Source organism: Viridibacillus arenosi (genome assembly GCF_001955655.1).
In the GTDB taxonomy this organism is placed as follows: domain Bacteria; phylum Bacillota; class Bacilli; order Bacillales_A; family Planococcaceae; genus Viridibacillus; species Viridibacillus arenosi.
The window spans coordinates 559967-577497 of the sequence record NZ_MSPW01000001.1; the positions used below are offsets into that span (position 1 = coordinate 559967).

Here is a 17531-nt window from a genome sequence, read left to right on the forward strand (position 1 = left end):
TGTTTAAGGCACATATGAGTATAACACACTCATGTGAATTGTTCGACACTTCAGTTCATAAGTCAAAATAAAGTTTTTAAAGAAAAGTTTATTCATGTCTTTTAGATAACTTTGTTACACTTAAATGTATTATTCTAACTATCGAATTACCACTATTTGTATCTTATTTTCAATTATGAGAAATTATCTTCATTTATAAACAAAAAAGCCTCTAAAATTGTAACAATTTTAAAGGCTTAAAACAATTAGATATTTGTTGTATTTTTAAAATTTTGAATAGCAGCCAATGCGCGCTCTGCGTGTTTTTCTCCGCGTTCTTGCTTCGATTTAATTTTTTCACCCAGTTTAGGGAATAAACCAAAGTTCACATTCATTGGTTGGAAGTGCTTTGAATCCGCTTCTGTTATATAACGCGCCATACTTCCTAAAGCCGTTTCTGCTGGGAAGATTAACAAGTCTTTCTCCATTGCAAGATGTGCAGCATTAATACCTGCAATTAGACCACTACCTGCTGACTCAACATAACCCTCTACACCTGTCATTTGGCCGGCAAAGAAAATGTTTGGACGACTTTTTAGTTGATAAGTTGGTGCTAATGCTTTAGGAGAATTGATAAAAGTATTTCGATGCATAACACCATAACGAACGATTTCCACATTTTCCAAACCAGGAATCATACTAAATACTTCTTTTTGTGCTCCCCATTTTAAATGTGTTTGGAAACCTACTAAGTTATAAAGCGTACCTGCAGCGTCATCTTGGCGTAGTTGTACAACTGCATGGGGACGTTTACCTGTTCTAGGATCTTCTAAGCCTACTGGTTTCATAGGACCAAATAGCATAGTTTTCGGACCGCGTGCAGCCATTACTTCAATCGGCATACAACCTTCAAAGTACTTTTCTTTTTCAAACTCTTTTAATGGTGCAACTTCAGCGTTAATTAAGGCTTCTTGGAAACGGTTGAATTCCTCTTCAGTCATTGGGCAATTTAAGTATGCTGCTTCACCTTTATCATAACGAGATTTTAAATATACTTTATCCATATCAATGCTGTCTTTTTCTATTATCGGCGCAGCTGCATCATAGAAATAAAGATATTCTTCTCCTGTTAAAGCTTGAATTTGTTCTGCTAATGCTTTTGAAGTTAATGGACCTGTAGCAATAACTGTTATACCCTCTTCAGGAATTTCAGTTACTTCTTCATTAATTACTTCAATAAGTGGATGATTTTTGACTTTTTCTGTTACATAGCCAGCAAATTCGTGGCGATCTACCGCTAGCGCTCCACCGGCAGGAACTGAACTACGATCTGCTGCTTCTATAATAACCGAATCTAACATACGCATTTCTTCTTTAATAACGCCAACAGCATTTGTTAAGTTATTGGCACGTAGTGAGTTACTACATACTAATTCTGCAAATTTATCTGTGTGGTGAGCAGGCGTTTGTTTTACTGGACGCATTTCATATAAACGAACTTGAATGCCTCTTTTCGCAATTTGCCAAGCTGCTTCACTACCTGCTAGTCCTGCACCGATTACATTTACGATTGTTGTCATGCTAATATATACCTCTTTCTTTTACTCATCATTGTGATGCTGTTTCTTTATAGTCACATTTCGTACACTGAATTTGCACGCCTTTTTTCAGTTTCTTCTCAACTAATAATTCACTACATTTTGGACATGGTCTGTTAATTGGTTTATCCCATGATACAAACTCACAGTCAGGATAACGATTACAACCATAGAAAATGCGTTTTGTTTTACTCTTACGTTCTACTATTTCGCCCTCTTTACATGTTGGGCATGTTACGCCGATTGCTTTAACAATTGCTTTAGTATTACGACAATCAGGGAAGTTGCTACATGCCATGAATTTACCATAGCGACCAAGTTTGAATACCATTGGTGAACCACAATGTTCGCAATCTTCACCAGCAGGTTCATCTTTAATTTCAACTTTTTCCATTGCCACTTCAGCGTGTTGTACATGTTTTTCAAAATCTTGATAGAACTCATCGATGATACTCACCCATTTTGTATTACCTTCTTCAATACTATCTAAATCGTGCTCCATTTTTGCAGTGAACTCGATATTAATAATATCTGGGAAAAATTCTAAAACTAATGAGTGAACAATTTCACCTAATTCTGTAGGTACAAAACGTTTATTATCTAATGTGACATACCCACGCTTCTGAATTGTATCTAATGTTGGAGCGTAAGTTGACGGTCGACCTATCCCTATTTCTTCCATCGTTTTAACAAGTCGCGCCTCTGAGAAGCGAGGTGGCGGCTGTGTGAAATGTTGTTTTGGTTCAATATTCAAGGATTTTACAATGTCGCCTTTTTCCATTGGTGGCAATAGCTTATCCTTTTCTTCTTTTTGGTCATCTGACCCTTCAATATAAAGCTTCATGAAACCTGGGAATTTCACTTGAGAACCTGTAGCTCTAAAGAATACATCACCATTTTGTAAGTCTGCTGTTACTGTATCTAATACAGCTGATGCCATTTGGCTCGCTATAAAGCGTTCCCAGATTAGACGATAAAGACGAAGTTGGTCTCTAGATAAAACAGCTTTTAACTGATCAGGAGTACGCAACGTGCTTGTTGGACGAATTGCTTCATGTGCATCTTGCGCCTTTTCAGATTTTTTTGCTTGTTGATCAAGGGGCGTTGTATATTCGTTACCGTATGTTGATTGCACGTATTCAAATGCTTCTTTTTTCGCCGTTTCAGATATACGTGTCGAATCGGTACGCATATACGTAATTAAACCAACCGTGCCTTCTTTTCCAACATCTATACCTTCGTATAATTGCTGTGCAAGCATCATTGTTTTTTTCGCCCGGAAGTTTAATTTACGAGCGGCTTCTTGTTGTAGGGATGATGTTGTAAAAGATGGAGCCGCATTACGCTTACGCTCACGTTTAACTACTTTTGCAACTTCAAAATCTTCGCCCTTCATTAGCTTCAAGACATCTTTTACTTGTGCTTCATTAGACAATTTGATTTTCTCTTTACTATTTCCATAATAAATAGCATCAAATTGCTTGTTACCTTTTTCAAAGTTACCTTCGATTGTCCAATATTCTTCAGGCTGGAAGTTTTTAATTTCGTTTTCACGGTCGATAATCATACGTAGTGCAACTGATTGCACTCGACCAGCAGATAAACCTTTTTTGACTTTCTTCCATAGAAGAGGACTAATGTTATACCCTACAAGACGGTCTAGAATACGACGTGCTTGTTGAGCATCAACTAAATCCATATCAATAGGACGTGGATGCTTAAATGACTCTTTAATAGCATCTTTCGTGATTTCGTTAAATAATACACGACAGTCCGATTTTATATCAATGTTAAGAGCTGTTGCTAAATGCCAAGCAATTGCTTCTCCTTCACGATCTGGATCGGCCGCGAGATAGATTTTCTTGGCTTTTTTAGCTGCGGATTTTAAATCTTGTAAAACAGGACCTTTACCACGAATGGTAATGTATCTTGGTTCAAAATTATTTTCCGTATCAATTCCCATTGTACTTCTAGGTAAATCACGTACGTGACCAATTGATGCTTTTACTTTATATTTTTTCCCTAAATATCGCTCGATTGTTTTTGCTTTTGCGGGCGATTCTACTATTACTAAATAATCCGACATGTGAGTTCCCCCTTATAGAGGTGATGTTTCATTTTCTTTAGTTTCACTTGTTAAAATTGAATAAGTGCATGAAAATATTGTTAAAAACCTTACCATTCAACTATAACTTTTTTTCTTAGCGTTTACAAAAGAATACCTGTTGCAAAATGTATAACAGAAAAGAAATTTTTGCAAGTTATATTTCATCGTCAAATAAAATATCTTTCTAATTCTTCTATTATTTGATAACCATTCCAGACTGGTGTAGCACCTTCTGCGAGCAATTTATGAGGTCCTAATGAAAGTTTTGATGTGATATCTCCAGGTACAATGAAAATTTCTTTCCCGTGCTCTAGGGCGTGGTCCATTGTACTGGAAGTACCGCTTTTTTCAGCGGCTTCAGTGACTAGTATTGCCTTTGATATACCGCTAATAATACGATTCCGCATTGGAAAATACCATCGTTTCGGCTCGATATATGGCGGATATTCTGTCATTAATAAATGATCTTTGCTAATTATTTCGGCTAATTTCTTATTTTCTTTCGGATATAGGTGAAATAATCCATGTCCAAGAATTGCGATTGTTTTACCTCCGTTTGCAATTGCACTTTCATGCGCCATTCGATCAGCTCCCTTTGCTAGGCCGCTGATGATGATATAATCATTTTCTACCAATGCCGGCATAATATACTGTAATGCATTTTCTGTATAGGCTGTCGCCTTTCTAGAACCAACTATAGCAATCTTACGTTTGTTTACTAGTAAATCTACTTTACCTTTTACATATAGACATACAGGAGGATCATATAATTCGAATAACTCTTTAGGGAATAAGGGATGAAAGAACGGAATAGGGGTAATCAACTTTTGTTCATAAGCTTGGAGTAAGGGGGTTTCCATTGCTTCTATATAAGCAACTCTTAATCTAGTAGCTTTTTCATAGGAGAGATTTAATAATTGCGCAATTTTTTGTGTGGACATTTGTTCAAATTTTACAAGTTCTACATCCTCTTTAAACAAAGGCGCTAACCTGTTTAGAGGCACGGGAAATACATAATGCAATGCTAAGAGTCTCTGCGTCAATTGTACTTCATTCATCTTTGCCCTCCATTCATATAACTACTTAAAAGGTGTAGCAATGTCTAATATGACTTTGCTACACCTTCTATATTAATGGGTTTTACATTTTTCGTATAAACCTTGTTCTTTAATAACTTTAATAAATGTTTCACCAATAACAGATGGCGTTTCTGCTACTTGGATTCCAGCTGCATTCATTGCTTTAATTTTATCTGCAGCTGTTCCTTTACCACCAGAAATAATGGCACCAGCATGGCCCATACGTTTCCCAGGAGGAGCAGTTTGTCCACCAATAAAGCCTACAACAGGTTTTGTCATATTTGCTTTAATCCACTCAGCTGCTTCTTCTTCTGCTGTACCGCCAATCTCGCCAATCATTACGACACCATAAGTTTCAGGATCCTCATTAAATTCTTTTAAAACATCAATGAAGTTTGTACCATTAACTGGGTCTCCCCCAATCCCAACAGCAGTCGTTTGACCAATACCCTCTTGAGAAAGTTGATGAACAGCTTCATAAGTTAATGTACCAGAGCGTGAAACAACTCCTACATGGCCTTTTTTATGGATATAACCTGGCATAATACCAATTTTACATTCATCTGCAGTAATAACACCTGGACAGTTCGGACCAATTAGACGTGTTTTCTTACCTTCCATATAACGTTTCACTTTAACCATATCTAATACCGGGATATGCTCAGTAATACAAATAACTAAATCTAAATCAGCATCTACAGCTTCTAATATCGCGTCTGCCGCAAACGGTGCTGGTACGTAGATGACAGAAACATTACAACCTGTTGCTTCAACAGCGTCAACCACCGTGTTAAAAACCGGTACGCCTTCTACAGTTGTACCACCTTTACCAGGTGTAACTCCTGCTACAACTTTTGTACCATATTCTAGCATTTGCTTTGTATGGAATAGAGCCGTTGACCCTGTAATCCCTTGTACAAGCACTTTAGTTTCTTTATTAATATAAACGCTCATTTCAAGTCCCCGCCCTTCTTAGCCTACAAGTTCTACAATTTTTCTTGCACCATCAGCCATTGAATCTGCTGTAACGATATTAATACCCGATTCATTTAACAACGCTTTACCAAGTTCAACATTCGTACCTTCCAAGCGAACAACTAATGGTACATTTAAGCCAACCTCTTTGGCCGCTGTAATAACACCTTCTGCGATAATATCACATTTCATGATACCCCCGAAAATGTTAACGAATATACCTTTTACACTTGCATCAGAAAGAATGATTTTGAAGGCTTCTGTTACTTTTTCAGCAGTTGCACCGCCCCCAACGTCCAGGAAGTTTGCGGGTGATCCGCCATAATAACTAATGGTGTCCATTGTAGCCATAGCAAGTCCAGCACCATTGACCATACAACCAATGCTACCGTCTAATGAAATATAGCTTAAATCATATTTTGAAGCTTCAATTTCCTTTGGATCTTCTTCTTCGAAATCTCGTAATTCAACAACATCTTTATGACGATATAAAGCGTTTCCATCGAAGTTGAATTTTGCATCTAACGCCACTACGTTACCATCACCAGTCACAACAAGTGGGTTGATTTCTAAAATAGAAGCATCTTTTTCAGTAAATGCTTTATAAATTCCAAGCATAAGTGATGCAGCTTTATTTATTAATTTGTCTGGAATATTCATATTAAACGCAAGACGACGTGCTTGGAAACCTGTTAGTCCGATAGCTGGATCAACTACTTCTTTGAAAATTTTCTCAGGGGTTGCTTCAGCAACCTCTTCAATGTCCATCCCGCCTTCTTCAGACCCCATCAAAGTAATTCTAGAAGTTGCACGATCTACTACAAATCCCAAATAGTACTCTTTTTTAATATCAGAGCCTTCTTCTATGTAGAGGCGCTTGACTTCTTTACCTTCTGGACCAGTTTGGTGAGTGACCAGGATTTTCCCTAATAATTCTTTCGAATACGAACGTACCTCGTCCAAATTTTTGGCAATTTTAACGCCACCTGCTTTACCACGTCCACCTGCATGGATTTGAGCCTTAACAACGACTACACTTGTACTTAATTCTTTCGCTACTTTTACAGCTTCCTCTGGTGAAAATGCTACTCGGCCATTTGGAACTGATACCCCGTACTGTCTTAGAATTTCTTTCCCTTGGTACTCATGGATATTCATCTAACTTCCTCCCATCAAAATCCCATAGAGTTTAACTATTACATAACCATTGTATATAATCTGATTCACTATGTCTACATTCTTGTTATTTCGACTTTCACCTTTAGTTATCCGCAAATTCGCTCGAAATATACATATATCAATGTTTTGACCGCGACTTATATCGACTTTTTTCGACCATTATTTTGAATTTTCATAATTTTTATCTAAACGATAAATAAACGCAAATACTTCAGCAACTGCTTGGTATAGTTCCTCTGGAATCGACTCATTTAAGTCCAGTTGCCCTAATAATTGGACGAGGGATGGGTCTTCTTGAATTGGGATATTATTATCTTTTGCTTGTTCTAAAATATTTTCCGCTATTTTCCCTTTACCTTTCGCAATCACTTTAGGAGCTTCAAACCCACCTGGGTTAAAGGAAAGGGCAACAGCTTCTTTCCGTTCAAGTTGTTGTTTTTCTACTGTCATATGCGGAAATCGACTCCCCCGTTGACATCCTTTGAAGTTTTTGCATTTAATGTCGTTTTCACTGGTTGATTTTCTGCGAATTTTTTCATAAAGACCCCTGATAATTGATAATCATGTGATGATAATCCTTTTTTTAATGCTGTTTTAAGCGGCTCTGCTAATTCTTTCAACTGATCATTCTCATTGTAAACAGTTACTGTGACGACGCGACTCTGTACCTGCATATCAACTACTGTTTCTTGAAGTGAATTCAATTGCAAATAAAATAAAATTCTCGCATAGTCTGCGTCAATTTTACCATTGTCCTTCATACGACCATTCCACTGCAATGTGGCATCTGTTTTTCGTCCAAAAAACTCTAATGGAATTTGCATAATCAGTTGATGTTGAGGTCCGTTTTCTCCTGATAAGTATTGCATACCATTCATACGAGCAACGATTTGCTCGGCCACTGCTTTTGTAGCATTTGAAGCAGTAGGCTCTTGTAACAATGATAATAACTGTGGTTTCAATTGCCCTGCAAGTTGCTGCATATCTGCTGTTTTATCTAATAATTTTGCTTCATAGCTTAATCCTAGGTGATGCAAAGTTTGTTTCATAGCAGACTCTAAAGCTTTACTATCAATTGCATTATGAACACTCTGCTCAGCTTGCGATACAAGTTGCTGAATGAAGGGTTCCCCAGACTTACTTGTGATTTGTGTCAACACTCTAAATGTCATATCATCAGTCGTTGAATTAGACACATTCATTAATGTTATTAAATGTTGTTTAGCTGTTATATTTTGTTCATCAGTTTTGAAAGGTTGTTGTTCTGCTATTCGGCTAAATGCTTGCATTAGCTGACCTTGTAATTCCTTGACCAAAACTTGAATTGATTGAGGGGTATTGTTTGCCAGTGAAAATTTCCCAAGGGTATTAATAAGAATTTCTTTCTGTGAAGCTGATAATAAACTTTGTGATTCAATGGATACCTTTAGCTGGGTGATGAAGTCTGGCATATCTTTTTGACTAACAGACTGAATACTTTGCAGTAATTGCGTCGTAGAAGGTGCTGTAATGCTCATTTGTCTCATTTTCCCTAACTGTCCCTGCAGTTCCTTCACAAGCGTTGACAACGCTTGTTGTGATGATTGAGCAGCATTGAATTTCATCAAGTTCTGCTGTAGCTCTGCTCTTTGAGAATCTGTAAAATCGGCATTATTTGTAATTGCCATTTGTAATTGGGAGATAAGTTGCGTAGCTTCCTTTGGTGTTGCCGTTTGAATTTGTTGTAATAAATGTCCAATTGAGTTGGAATGTGATACAGATGGTCCTTGCAATGCAGTTGTCGACCAATTAAAAATATTAGCGTTTTTTGGTAAGATACCTACCTCTTTGAGCATTTGAATTAGAATATTCTTATCAGTAGACGATGTATTTGCGTCTGTTAAAGATTGAATAATTTTCGCTAAAATTGCACCACCTGTTTCTGTTTCAAACGGTTTAGCTAGCAATTGTAATTGTTGTAATAGTTGGTCGCGTATAGCTGGTGATAAGGATGTATCCTGTTGCAATAGTTGTCGTAAAGCATCAATTGTTTGTGTAAAACCTTGTTTCATCCCACCTTGAATGAGTGCTTGGAACGTGTCTTGTTGCATAGGCATTTTCAAGTCAATTATTTTTTGCAATGCATGTAAGGCATCCTTCATCGTAACACCAGCAGGTAATTGTTTTACCAACTGTTCTGCTTGCGTTAACTGTTCTTTAGACATCGGCACGTTTTCCTTTAAGAAATAGGCTGCAATTTGTTGCATTTCCGATGTCTTCGGAAGATGCATAGAATCTAATAATTGATTAATTTGTTGTGTTATTGTTCCTGTTTGATTAATAGGACCCGATACGACTTTAAGTTGTAAGTCTGGCTCTATGCCTGTTACTTGAAAATAGTGTGCATTACCAGCTTGCATTGGCACTTCTAACTTTGCCATAAAACGATGGCCACCTAGCTGCACCTCTGCTTGGTTGTCAGGAAAAAGCTGTTTAATCGTACCGTGAAATACTTGGCCTTGTTTTAAAGCCACTGGTTGTTGTGTGTTTAAACTTTGATTTTGTTGCATTTGTATGGACGAAAACGAAGTATAAGCCAATACTCTTCACCCTTTCTTAAGAATCATTGATTTAATTGGTTCAAATGTTGTTCTATGAATGTCTGTAGGTCCAAATTCACGTAAAGCCTCTAAATGTTGTTTTGTACCGTAACCTGCGTGTTGTGCAAAACCGTATTGAGGGTATTTTTCATCCATTTCTTCCATATAGTGATCCCGCGCTGTTTTCGCCAATATTGAAGCTGCTGCAATTGCTAAGCTTTTGGCATCACCTTTAATGATGGAATCTTGTGGAATATCGATTGGTAAAGTCATTGCATCCGCTAAAACAAAATCAGGTTTCACTTGTAGTGTTTCTATTGAAGCCTTCATTGACTGCTTTGTCGCTTCGTAAATATTGAGATTGTCAATTACTTCTTCAGGCTGAAAATGAATAGATGTTGCGATAGCACATTCCATAATTTTAGAGAAAAATGCTTCTCTTGTTTCTTTTGATAATTGTTTGGAGTCATTTAACCCAACAAGCTCCGGACAATCCTTAGGTAAAATAACTGCTGCTGTAACAACAGGACCTGCTAACGGGCCTCTCCCTGCTTCATCTGTACCTGCAATACTTGCAGTAGGGTGTGGCCGATAAGCATTGTCGAATTCCAGTTTCGCCTGATACTCGGCTAATAGTTTGTCTAGCTTCGTTTTTTTTCTAAGCCATTGTTGCCATGCTTTTTGTACGCCCAAGCGTTCATCTGCTTCTATCTCCACCATCCAAGATTGGTATTGTTGCTCATTATTTAATGCTTCTTTAATGTCTTTTATCGTTTTCAAAACTAGAACTCCCTTTTGTATCTATTTATACTATCGGCACTATTTCTAAAAAATCTAGAAAAAAACCTTTTTCACCAAAAGGTAAAAAAGGTTAGTTTTTATTCTTCGATTATGTCTTCTACAAAGTCGAATGTCAGCTTACCTAATTGCTGGTTACGAATATCTCGTACAATTAGTTCAGCAACTTGGTCATAGTCAATTTCACCGCCAGTTGCGTATACTCTACGCAATTGACCGATATGATTATAAGTCTCTACAAGATCTTCACTGACTTCTGAAAATTTATATCGCTCTTCCATTCGACCTTTATAATGCTTACTCAAAAAGTTTAATCCATATATAGCTAAGTCATCCATATTTGTAATGGTATCTTTGATAGCACCTGTTAAGGCAAGTTTATACCCTACTTCTTGGTCTTCAAATTTCGGCCATAGAATTCCCGGTGTATCTAATAGTTCAAGCTCTTTACCAAATTTAATCCACTGTTGTGATTTTGTTACACCAGGTGTATTTCCTGTTTTAGCAATATTCTTTTTAGCAAGTCGATTAATCAATGTCGACTTGCCTACGTTTGGTATACCTACAATCATTGCACGAATTGCGCGAGGTTTCATACCTTTTGAGCGCATACGATCCCATTTCTCTGCTAGTAATTCTTGTGCGGCTTTAGTTACTTTATTAAGTCCCTTACCATCTAATGAATTAATAGCCACAGCCCTGTGCCCTTTTGATTCAAAATAATCTATCCATTTACGTGTTTGAACTTCATCAGCCATATCCGCTTTGTTCAAAATAAGTAAACGTGTTTTTTGATGAATTACTTCATCTAACATTGGATTTCTTGAAGATAATGGCAAGCGTGCATCAATCAATTCAAAAATAATATCAACCAATTTCAGTTGTTCGGTTACTTGTCGACGAGCCTTCGCCATATGTCCCGGAAACCATTGAATGGTCATGTGTTTCACTCCTATTCGTTATTTCACGGTACCAATTTGATCAAAAGGCCAAAAAACAATACTTGTTTTACCGATAATTTCATCTACTGATACAATCCCAATGTGACGACTATCTTTACTATAACGACGATTATCTCCCATTACAAAAACATAACCATCCGGAATTTTATCCAGTTGTTCCATATCCGGGATATCCACAAGTGTAAAATCTTCAGTTAATGTACCTTCATCCGTAATTTCATCTTTATATTGTTGTAAATAAGGCTCAGCAATTGCTTTGCCATTGATATAAAGCTGATCATTTTTATATTCTACCTGATCTCCTGGTAAACCAATAATACGTTTAATATAATCTTTCTTTTCCGGTGCATGGAATACAACTATATCAAAACGGTGCAAGTCACCAATTTTATAGCCAATCTTATTTACAATCATGCGGTCGCCATTTTCAAGGGTTGGCATCATAGACTCGCCATCTACTACAATCGGCGTAAATAAAAAATAACGAATAATTGCAGCTAATGCAAAAGCAATGACTAATGCCTTTGTCCATTCCCATAACTCATTTTTCTCTTTTTTTGTTTTTTCCATTTCGATGTCCCCCTTGACTATTCTGTTCTTATTGTACAAGGATTTATCATTTCAAGCAAAAAGAAAGAGAGCTTGTAAAACAAGCTCTCTCTTCGGCAAAAAAATGTATTATCGAATTTCTTTAATACGAGCCGCTTTACCACGTAAGTTACGTAGGTAGTATAATTTAGCGCGACGTACTTTACCGCGACGTACTACTTGTAAGTTAGCGATTTTTGGAGTGTTAACTGGGAACGTACGCTCAACACCTACGCCGTAAGAAATTTTACGAACTGTGAAAGTTTCGCTAATACCGCCACCACGACGTTTAATAACTACTCCTTCGTATACTTGGATACGTTCGCGAGTTCCTTCGACTACTTTAACGTCGATTTTTACAGTATCTCCAGCGCGGAACGCAGGAATGTCTGTGCGAAGTTGTTCTTTAGTGATTTCTGTAATGATGTTTGACATTATTTTCTCTCCTTAGACAGATGTTCTTGTAACTCCTCTTGATGATACAGCGGAACACCGTAATTCGGCATTTCTCATAGAAATGCATTTTTAATATTATCACATGATATGATAATATGCAATAATTATTTACCCGATTTTAATATATCCAAGTAGTTTTGTTGCTTTGGATTTAACTCCATTTTTTCAAGCAGATCCGGACGTCTCTCAAACGTTCTTTTTATAGATTGTTGCTCACGCCATTCGTCAATTTTTGCATGATTACCAGAAAGTAAAACATCTGGCACTCTCATACCACGGAATTCAGCAGGACGAGTGTAATGTGGGTGTTCTAGTAAACCAGTTGAAAAAGAATCTAATACAGGTGAATCATTATTGCCTAAAACCCCAGGCAACAGGCGAACGACACTATCAATCACCGTCATTGCCCCCAACTCACCACCCGTTAAGACATAATCCCCAATAGAAATTTCATCCGTTACAAGATGCTGACGAATACGCTCATCATAACCTTCATAATGACCACAAAGGAAGATTAAGTCTTCCTCTTGCGCTAATTCCTCTGCTTTAGCCTGTGTATAGCGTTCTCCTTGTGGACACATCAAAATGATACGCGGCTTTTTTCCTTCGCTTACAAGCGCTTCTACGGCGTTAAAAAGGGGTTCTGGCTTTAATACCATACCAGCTCCTCCACCGTACGGATAATCATCCACTTGGTTGTGTTTATTAATTGAAAATTCACGAAAATCTGTTACACCTAACGTAACAGCTCCTTTTTCTTGAGCCTTTTTTAAAATAGAAGAACCAAATACGCCTTCAAACATATTCGGGAATAGCGATAGTACGTGGATATTCATCATGATAATAAACCATCCATCACATGAATAATGATCTTCTTCTCGTCAACGTCGATTTCTTTAATGACGTCGTCTATTACTGGAATATATTGATCTTTACCATTAACACCTTTTAGAGTCCAGACATCATTAGCACCGGTTTCGAAAATTTCTTTCACTTGTCCAATTTCTGTACCCTCTTCATCAAAAACAGTACAGCCAATGATTTCATGGTAATAGTATTCATCATCAGCTAATTCACTTAGTTGCTTTTCTGATACTTTTAAAATACCGTCACGGAAGTCTTCTACATCATTAATATTTGGATATCCTTCAAACGTTAGTAGAATGAAGTTTTTATGAGCACGGGCTGATGCGATTGTTAGTCGCAATGGTTTTTTAGAATCTTTCTTAAACAGTGCAATTTGTTCTCCCACTACATAGCGTTCTTCAGGGAAGTCCGTTTGTGAGATGACACGCACCTCACCTCTTATACCATGTGTATTAACGATTTTACCTACGTTATACCATTCCATCTAAATCACCTCTTAATAAATATGTGAACATCCTCAATACATTATTAGAGGACTAATTGATTTTAATCGTAACAAAAAAGGAAGGAACTAAGGCTCCCTCCTTTTTGACTAATCTAGAATATCGACATACGTCTTCTTCTTATGATGACTGCCCGCTGCTGAATAAACAATTGTACGCATCGCTTTTGCAACACGGCCCTGTTTACCAATTACTTTGCCCATATCACTAGGGTGAACAGATAGTTTATATACAATCCGATTCGGACTCTCCTCGGTTATAATACGAACTTCTTCTGGATAATCGACTAAAGGTTTAACGATTGTTTCAATCAGCTGCTTCATGCTGTCACCTCCGATTATTTACTGATTTTTGAGTTATGGAATTTTTCCATAATGCCTTGTGATGAGAACAAGTTGCGTACTGTATCAGATGGTTTTGCACCATTTGCTAACCATGCTAATGCTTTTTCTTCATCAATCTTAACTTCTTCTGGAGTAGTTAAAGGATTGAATGTACCAATTGTTTCAATTGAGCGGCCGTCGCGTGGTGCGCGAGCGTCTGCTACTACAATACGATAGAAAGGAGCTTTTTTTGCCCCGATACGTTTTAAGCGAATTTTTACTGCCATTTTTAATTGCACCTCCGAATAGTTTCACACAAGATAGTATAATAGCAAGCTTTGGATTGTTTGTAAAGTGTTTTTTCTTAACACACTAAATTTTAGATTAAAAAGTTATTTAAACAGTGAATCCAAACCAGGAAGTTTCATTTTTTTCTTCCCTTTTTGCGTCATACCCGTCATTTGCTTCATCATTTTCTTCATATCTTCAAATTGTTTTAAAAGTCGGTTTATTTCTTGAACAGAGCAACCTGAACCTTTTGCAATTCGTTTTTTACGACTTGAGTTGATAATCTCAGGGTTCGTTTTTTCAGCTGGCGTCATCGAGAGAATAATCGCCTCTATATGCCCAATTTGTTTATCATCGATTTTCGCATTTTCTAAGCCTTTAATTTTATTGGCACCTGGAAGCATTTTTAAAATTTCATCCAAAGGTCCCATTTTTTTTACTTGGCTCATTTGATCTAAGAAATCATCGAAAGTAAAGCTCTGTGTTCTGAACTTTTCTTCCATTTCTCTTGCTTTTTCTTCGTCAACGTTTGCTTGAGCTTTCTCGATTAAGGACATCATGTCGCCCATACCAAGAATACGTGAAGCCATACGTTCTGGATGGAATGGCTCTAAAGCATCCATTTTCTCACCCATACCGACAAATTTAATTGGTTTTTCTGTAACAGAGCGGATTGATAAAGCCGCACCACCACGTGTATCCCCATCTAACTTCGTTAGAACTACACCCGTAATACCTACTGCTTCATTGAAGCTATTAGCTACATTTACAGCATCTTGACCTGTCATAGAATCGACAACTAAGAAGACTTCATCTGGTTCTCTTAATGCACGAATATCTTTCAATTCTTGCATTAAGTTTTCATCAATATGAAGACGACCTGCAGTATCGATTAATACAACATCATGATGCTCTTCCTTTGCATGTTCTAGCGCTTGGCGAACAATATCCACAGGAGATACTTCCGTACCAAGAGCAAATACCGGCAAAGATAGCTGATCACCTAATGTTTGCAATTGCTTAATGGCTGCTGGACGGTAGACATCCGCCGCCACAAGCAATGGTTTACGATTGTACTTTTTGCGTAAAACATTAGCAAGTTTACCAGTAGTTGTTGTTTTACCGGCACCTTGTAAACCTACCATTAAAATAACAGTTGGTGGTTTTTGAGAGAATTTAATAGGGCTTTGTTCGCCACCCATTAATTCTGTCAGTTCGTCTTTTACGATTTTAATAACTTGTTGACCGGGTGTTAGACTTTTCATGACGTCTTGACCGATTGCTCGTTCACTAACGCGCTTAATAAAAGATTTTACAACTTTTAAGTTTACGTCCGCTTCAATTAAGGCAAAACGGACTTCACGCATCATTTCTTTAACGTCTTGTTCCGTCACTTTCCCTTTGCCTTTAATCTTCGAAATCGTGCCTTGGAGTCGCTCCGCTAATCCTTCAAATGCCATGCATGCCGCCTCCTAATCCCATTGCTTTAACTGCTCAATAAGTTCTAGCCACACAGTTTGCGAGGCACTATTGTCAGTAGTTTTTTTCGATAGCTCTGCAATTATTTGTTGTCTGTTTTGAAATTTCTCGAATAATCGAAGTTTGTCTTCATATTCTTCAAGCATCGCTTCTGTTCTACGAATATTATCGTAAACTGCTTGACGCGATACTTCATAAGCTTCAGCAATTTCACCAAGAGAATGGTCATCTAAATAATAAAGTTGCATATAGCTACGTTGTTTATCAGTCAACAATGCTTGATAAAAGTCGAAGAGAAAGTTCATGCGTGTCGTTTTTTCAAGAAGCATAAGAAATCTCTCCCCTGTTTTACACATTCTTTTAGTATCATAAGGAATAATCCGATTTCTGTCAAGTAAATATACTTGTCTAAATACATTTTAGTCCTCATATAAACCCAAATCTACAAAGCTGAAAAATGCATAGCCAAAAAGCTATGCATCCTTCTTCTATCTATTTATTGCTCGTTTAATTCCTCTTCTTTTGCTAGCTGTTGATCAAGTGCATCAGCAAATAAGCCATACACATAGCGTTCTGTATCAAATGGTTGTAAATCATCCATTTTCTCACCCAAGCCAACAAACTTTACTGGAATATGCAATTTGTTACGAATAGCAAGTACAATACCACCTTTTGCAGTACCGTCTAGTTTTGTTAATACAATACCTGTCACGTTTGTTGCTTCTTTAAATGTCTGTGCCTGCACTAGTGCATTTTGTCCAGTAGTTGCATCTAAAGCTAATAAAACTTCATGCGGAGCATTCGGTATTTCCCGGGAAATTACACGGTGTACCTTTTCTAATTCATTCATTAAGTTAACTTTATTTTGCAGACGTCCCGCTGTATCACAAATAAGTACATCTGCTCCACGATTTTTGGCTGCACGAATGGCATCATACATTACTGCAGCAGGATCAGATCCTTCTGCTTGCTTAATAACTTCCACACCAACACGGTCTCCCCAAACTTGAAGTTGATCAATCGCACCTGCACGGAATGTATCACCTGCTGCAAGTATTACTGATTTCCCTTCTTGTTTTAGACGATGCGCCAATTTCCCAATTGTTGTTGTTTTACCAACACCGTTCACACCAACAAAAAGAATAACTGTTAACTCATCATCTTGTATATTTAACTCAATTGACTCTTCATCACTTGATTCGTAAATTTCAACAAGCTTTTCTGAAATAATTGATTGGATACCGCTCGTATCTTTAATATTTTGACGTTGAACTTCAAAGCGTAATTTATCCATTAGCTCCATTACAGTCTCAAAACCAACGTCCGCTTGTAGTAATAAGTCTTCAAGTTCTTCAAAGAAATCTTCATCTACTGTACGGTAACGAGCTACTAAATCATTCACTTTTGATGTAAATGAATCACGTGTTTTCTCTAAGCCCGCTTTGAATTTTTCTGTAATCGAAAATGCTGAGAAGCCCCATTTTGATTTTTTCTCTTCTTGGGGTTCTTCCACTTTTACAACTTCTGTTGTTGATTCTTCAACGACGATTACTTCATTAGTTTGTGATTCTCCTTCTTGAGGAGCTTGATCAGATGCAATAGATTCTTGCTCAATTTCCGGAGTAACTACAGTTGGGACAGCTACTTCTCGGTCTGGAGGGGCTACCACATCGTCAAATGGTTTTTCAACGCTTGTCTCTACCGATTGTACATCAAGTTCTTCAGGCTTCGCGCCCATTAGTTTTTCTTTCATACGCTTTAAAAAGCTCAT

The 17531-nt window shown here is 37.4% G+C and carries 18 protein-coding genes; all 18 read right to left on the reverse strand.

Going from position 1 to position 17531, the window contains the following annotated elements; all coding sequences use genetic code 11:
* Positions 1-245: 245 nt before the first annotated feature.
* The 18 genes from trmFO to ftsY all read right to left on the reverse strand — a co-directional run bounded on the left by trmFO (position 246) and on the right by ftsY (position 17531).
* A complete protein-coding gene (trmFO, locus tag BK137_RS02750; protein WP_038184061.1) occupies positions 246-1559 on the reverse strand; it encodes an FADH(2)-oxidizing methylenetetrahydrofolate--tRNA-(uracil(54)-C(5))-methyltransferase TrmFO in 1314 nt (437 codons plus the stop codon).
* 28 nt (positions 1560-1587) lie between these two features.
* Positions 1588-3663, reverse strand: coding sequence for a type I DNA topoisomerase (gene topA / locus BK137_RS02755; RefSeq protein ID WP_038184057.1), 2076 nt, complete (start codon positions 3661-3663; stop codon positions 1588-1590).
* 188 nt (positions 3664-3851) lie between these two features.
* The gene (gene dprA / locus BK137_RS02760) at positions 3852-4742 is read right to left on the reverse strand and encodes a DNA-processing protein DprA (protein WP_038184055.1); all 891 of its coding nucleotides are present in this window, start codon (positions 4740-4742) and stop codon (positions 3852-3854) included.
* Between the two features lie 72 nt (positions 4743-4814).
* Positions 4815-5717 (reverse strand): succinate--CoA ligase subunit alpha, encoded by a 903-nt coding sequence (gene sucD / locus BK137_RS02765; protein ID WP_038184052.1) that lies wholly within the window; start codon positions 5715-5717, stop codon positions 4815-4817.
* Between the two features lie 18 nt (positions 5718-5735).
* Positions 5736-6896, reverse strand: a complete 1161-nt coding sequence (gene sucC, locus BK137_RS02770) for an ADP-forming succinate--CoA ligase subunit beta (RefSeq protein WP_038184037.1) — start codon at positions 6894-6896, stop codon at positions 5736-5738.
* A gap of 180 nt (positions 6897-7076) precedes the next feature.
* A complete protein-coding gene (locus BK137_RS02775) occupies positions 7077-7367 on the reverse strand; it encodes an EscU/YscU/HrcU family type III secretion system export apparatus switch protein (RefSeq protein ID WP_038184034.1) in 291 nt (96 codons plus the stop codon).
* Positions 7364-9496, reverse strand: coding sequence for a hypothetical protein (locus BK137_RS02780; protein ID WP_038184031.1), 2133 nt, complete (start codon positions 9494-9496; stop codon positions 7364-7366). Before BK137_RS02780 ends, BK137_RS02775 begins: the two co-directional genes overlap by 4 nt.
* A 6-nt stretch (positions 9497-9502) precedes the next feature.
* The gene (locus BK137_RS02785) at positions 9503-10276 is read right to left on the reverse strand and encodes a ribonuclease HII (RefSeq protein WP_038184028.1); all 774 of its coding nucleotides are present in this window, start codon (positions 10274-10276) and stop codon (positions 9503-9505) included.
* 98 nt (positions 10277-10374) lie between these two features.
* Entirely contained in the window at positions 10375-11235 is an 861-nt protein-coding gene (gene ylqF / locus BK137_RS02790) for a ribosome biogenesis GTPase YlqF (protein WP_038184024.1), read from the reverse strand.
* Between the two features lie 18 nt (positions 11236-11253).
* Positions 11254-11826, reverse strand: coding sequence for a signal peptidase I (gene lepB, locus BK137_RS02795; RefSeq protein WP_038184020.1), 573 nt, complete (start codon positions 11824-11826; stop codon positions 11254-11256).
* A gap of 108 nt (positions 11827-11934) precedes the next feature.
* Complete coding sequence (rplS, locus tag BK137_RS02800) at positions 11935-12279, reverse strand: 50S ribosomal protein L19 (RefSeq protein WP_038184017.1); 345 nt, start codon at positions 12277-12279, stop codon at positions 11935-11937.
* A 125-nt stretch (positions 12280-12404) separates the two neighbouring features.
* A complete protein-coding gene (trmD, locus tag BK137_RS02805) occupies positions 12405-13136 on the reverse strand; it encodes a tRNA (guanosine(37)-N1)-methyltransferase TrmD (RefSeq protein ID WP_038184436.1) in 732 nt (243 codons plus the stop codon).
* Complete coding sequence (rimM, locus tag BK137_RS02810) at positions 13136-13651, reverse strand: ribosome maturation factor RimM (RefSeq protein WP_038184015.1); 516 nt, start codon at positions 13649-13651, stop codon at positions 13136-13138. The genes trmD and rimM overlap by 1 nt, the downstream gene beginning before the upstream one ends.
* A 108-nt stretch (positions 13652-13759) precedes the next feature.
* Entirely contained in the window at positions 13760-13993 is a 234-nt protein-coding gene (locus BK137_RS02815) for a KH domain-containing protein (protein WP_038184012.1), read from the reverse strand.
* A 14-nt stretch (positions 13994-14007) separates the two neighbouring features.
* A complete protein-coding gene (gene rpsP, locus BK137_RS02820; protein ID WP_038184010.1) occupies positions 14008-14280 on the reverse strand; it encodes a 30S ribosomal protein S16 in 273 nt (90 codons plus the stop codon).
* 105 nt (positions 14281-14385) lie between these two features.
* Positions 14386-15741, reverse strand: a complete 1356-nt coding sequence (gene ffh / locus BK137_RS02825; protein ID WP_038184008.1) for a signal recognition particle protein — start codon at positions 15739-15741, stop codon at positions 14386-14388.
* Between the two features lie 12 nt (positions 15742-15753).
* On the reverse strand, positions 15754-16089 hold the full coding sequence (locus BK137_RS02830; protein WP_038184004.1) for a putative DNA-binding protein: 336 nt from the start codon (positions 16087-16089) through the stop codon (positions 15754-15756).
* Between the two features lie 167 nt (positions 16090-16256).
* A complete protein-coding gene (gene ftsY, locus BK137_RS02835) occupies positions 16257-17531 on the reverse strand; it encodes a signal recognition particle-docking protein FtsY (RefSeq protein WP_038184002.1) in 1275 nt (424 codons plus the stop codon).

Coding starts and splice junctions, on each gene's coding strand:
- trmFO (WP_038184061.1), bottom strand. CDS start 1,559: ATGACAACAATCGTAAATGTAATCGGTGCAGGACTAGCAGGTAGTGAA.
- topA (WP_038184057.1), bottom strand. CDS start 3,663: ATGTCGGATTATTTAGTAATAGTAGAATCGCCCGCAAAAGCAAAAACA.
- dprA (WP_038184055.1), bottom strand. CDS start 4,742: ATGAATGAAGTACAATTGACGCAGAGACTCTTAGCATTGCATTATGTA.
- sucD (WP_038184052.1), bottom strand. CDS start 5,717: ATGAGCGTTTATATTAATAAAGAAACTAAAGTGCTTGTACAAGGGATT.
- sucC (WP_038184037.1), bottom strand. CDS start 6,896: ATGAATATCCATGAGTACCAAGGGAAAGAAATTCTAAGACAGTACGGG.
- BK137_RS02775 (WP_038184034.1), bottom strand. CDS start 7,367: ATGACAGTAGAAAAACAACAACTTGAACGGAAAGAAGCTGTTGCCCTT.
- ylqF (WP_038184024.1), bottom strand. CDS start 11,235: ATGACCATTCAATGGTTTCCGGGACATATGGCGAAGGCTCGTCGACAA.
- lepB (WP_038184020.1), bottom strand. CDS start 11,826: ATGGAAAAAACAAAAAAAGAGAAAAATGAGTTATGGGAATGGACAAAG.
- rplS (WP_038184017.1), bottom strand. CDS start 12,279: ATGTCAAACATCATTACAGAAATCACTAAAGAACAACTTCGCACAGAC.
- trmD (WP_038184436.1), bottom strand. CDS start 13,136: ATGAATATCCACGTACTATCGCTATTCCCGAATATGTTTGAAGGCGTA.
- rimM (WP_038184015.1), bottom strand. CDS start 13,651: ATGGAATGGTATAACGTAGGTAAAATCGTTAATACACATGGTATAAGA.
- BK137_RS02815 (WP_038184012.1), bottom strand. CDS start 13,993: ATGAAGCAGCTGATTGAAACAATCGTTAAACCTTTAGTCGATTATCCA.
- rpsP (WP_038184010.1), bottom strand. CDS start 14,280: ATGGCAGTAAAAATTCGCTTAAAACGTATCGGGGCAAAAAAAGCTCCT.
- ffh (WP_038184008.1), bottom strand. CDS start 15,741: ATGGCATTTGAAGGATTAGCGGAGCGACTCCAAGGCACGATTTCGAAG.
- BK137_RS02830 (WP_038184004.1), bottom strand. CDS start 16,089: ATGCTTCTTGAAAAAACGACACGCATGAACTTTCTCTTCGACTTTTAT.
- ftsY (WP_038184002.1), bottom strand. CDS start 17,531: ATGAGCTTTTTAAAGCGTATGAAAGAAAAACTAATGGGCGCGAAGCCT.